This window comes from Pelatocladus sp. (assembly GCF_059505505.1).
In genome coordinates this window covers 1-2,349 of the sequence record NZ_JCACKS010000193.1, presented here as the reverse complement: position 1 = coordinate 2,349, position 2,349 = coordinate 1, and the positions used below count along the sequence as shown (strand labels likewise).

4 protein-coding genes are annotated in these 2,349 nt (G+C 35.2%); 3 read left to right on the top strand and 1 reads right to left on the bottom strand.

Annotated elements, in window-relative coordinates; genetic code table 11:
* From AC5JMK_RS14985 to AC5JMK_RS14975, 3 genes are all read left to right on the top strand, one after another.
* A complete protein-coding gene (locus tag AC5JMK_RS14985) occupies window positions 1–267 on the top strand; it encodes a hypothetical protein (protein ID WP_495910453.1) in 267 nt (88 codons plus the stop codon).
* Between the two features lie 116 nt (window positions 268–383).
* Window positions 384–584: a hypothetical protein gene (locus AC5JMK_RS14980; protein WP_495910452.1), complete on the top strand. Its 201-nt coding sequence runs from the start codon at window positions 384–386 to the stop codon at window positions 582–584.
* Between the two features lie 1,032 nt (window positions 585–1,616).
* Window positions 1,617–2,012 carry a heavy metal-responsive transcriptional regulator gene (locus AC5JMK_RS14975; RefSeq protein ID WP_096677952.1) on the top strand — a complete coding sequence of 132 codons (396 nt, stop codon included), beginning with the start codon at window positions 1,617–1,619 and terminating at the stop codon, window positions 2,010–2,012.
* Window positions 2,013–2,037: 25 nt separating this feature from the next.
* Here the strand turns inward: AC5JMK_RS14975 and AC5JMK_RS14970 are convergent.
* Window positions 2,038–2,349 (bottom strand): TPR end-of-group domain-containing protein (locus AC5JMK_RS14970; RefSeq protein WP_495910451.1); only part of this gene is annotated, 312 nt, incomplete at its 5' end.

Sequence of the window (2,349 nt, the reverse complement as noted above, 5' to 3'; positions counted from 1 at the left end):
ATCATTTCGGCGAACCCAAAAATCATTTCGGCGAACTCAAAAATCATTTCGGCGAACCCAAAAATCATTTCGGCGAACTCAAAAATCATTTCGGCGAACCCAAAAATCATTTCGGCGAACTCAAAAATCATTTCGGCGAACCCAAAAATCATTTCGGCGAACTCAAAAATCATTTCGGCGAACCCAAAAATCATTTCGGCGAACTCAAAAATCATTTCGGCGATCGCTAACCCTGCAAGACAGCAAACACAAGTCCTAAAATTATAAAGAAAACATTAAGTATATTTACTTGTCTATCTCTGGAACGAAGGAGACCTAGAGGAAATTTGTCATAATTTACCTAAATTTAAGATTTGTAAAACTCGTTTGATAAACACCTAGTTATGATGTCGCCTTACAAAAATCCCTTGCCATTAGGAGAGTATGCAGCTAGCAAAGTCCTGATTTCGTTTTATAAAGATAGATGGATTCCCATAACATTTTGTAGTTTAGTAGATGCGATCGCCATACATCGTAAAGCAGTCCAAATAGGAAAGGAAATCTTTATTTTTCCACCTGATAGCAAATTTTATCAATCAAGATAGGGTTGCAGAATGCGATCGCACTTCCTAATTCCATTTTGGATTTTGGATTACTCTTCCTTGAAGCAGCGATCGCGTCTATAGATTTTGGATTGAGAAACTCTTCGGTGCATAAGAGTTCTGTCAGTTTATATATCAATAATTATTAGCTTTCTAAAACAAAGTTCATGATTGCTAAAAATAAACAACCAAAATTTACATAAAAACCCATTTTAGTATCAATACAACTAATTTGTAAGCTTTTTTTAATCACTTTTTGATGTTTATCAAATCCATAAGAGGACTAAAATTTAGTCATGCACTAATGTCGAATTTTAGATGTGTCAAGCTAGCTCTTGACGAGGGTAATCTCTGCTTTTTATTTACAATTTTTATTTGATCCCCTATTTGAGAAGCTTCTATAGCATTCCTAAATCATTCATGAACAACAAGATCCCCGATTTCCTCTGTGAAGTCGGGGATCTGGGTCTGTGCAATTTTCATAATTCCTACACAGATTGCTATAGCTTCTAGTTCTCAGTGTCTATTTTTAGCATAGATAAAAACAAGTTTATCAAGAAAAAACGCCATTATATATGTCTTATTTGTTATTTTTTGTACTTGTAAAAGTAACAAAAACTAACATATAAGTTAATAAGTGTTACTTTATACTATTTATATTTATTATGACCGTTATACTATTTTTCAGGTTCTACCTGGGAATTACTTAGAAGTGGCTCTGCCACTTCTTTTTCTATAACTTATTCTGTCAATATATTTTTCAATAATCAAACAATCATATTGTTGATCTAGTTTTAGCCACCAATATAAATAACCACAAAAAATGTAAATATGATTGTCGATATAGGATTCCTATTTGATTTTTGAACAAAACTCAGTACACATCTAGCTTCCTTTTTTTCTTTCTTTCCCTATTGCCTATTGCCTATTGCCTATTGCCTGCCTCCACGAGTAAATTCATTAATCAAATCGGATTGCTATAGATACATAAATTATGTAAATTAGTAATAAAGCTGTATAAAAATTAGAAAGAATATGCTGTTAATTGGTCAGGTAACAGCTTTAAGCGGAGTTCCCATTAGAACTATTCGCTATTATGAAAGCTTTGGTCTTATCCAGTCATCAGGACGCACAGAGGGAGGTTTCCGACAGTTTTCCTTGGATGTCCTCAAACGTTTGTCGTTTATTAAACGCGCTCAAAGTCTTGGTTTGAGTTTGCAAGAAATTAGCGAAATCCTCCAAGTCTACGACGGTGGTAAACCCGCCTGTGATGAAATTCAACACAAATTACAAGATAAAATTTCCCATATCGACTATCAAATTGAGCAATTGTTGACTTTACGAGGCGAACTCCAAGAATTACTTTCAGAGTGGCACAGTGTCTCAACAAAGCCGGAAGATAGAATTTGTCCGATCATTCAGCAAGATTGATAAACTTTTTGCAAAAATTCAAGATTCATAATTCCTCCCGTTGAATTAACTCCTGAAATCGCTCATCTTCGCGAATACCATCAAAATCAGAATCGGTTTTTGCCATTTCTCGATATTCGGGATTTAAATTAATTGCTTCTCGCAAGTATTCAATTGCTTGTTCAATATTTCTTTGCAAAGCATAGCAGCAAGCTTTGTTGTACCAAGCTTGGTGGTCATCAGGTTTAATTTCCACAGCTTGATCGTAGGATGCGATCGCTTCTTCGTAGCGTCCCAAATCATCCAGCGCATTCCCCCGGTTGTTCCAAGCTTGGTGGTCATCAGGTTTAATTTCCAC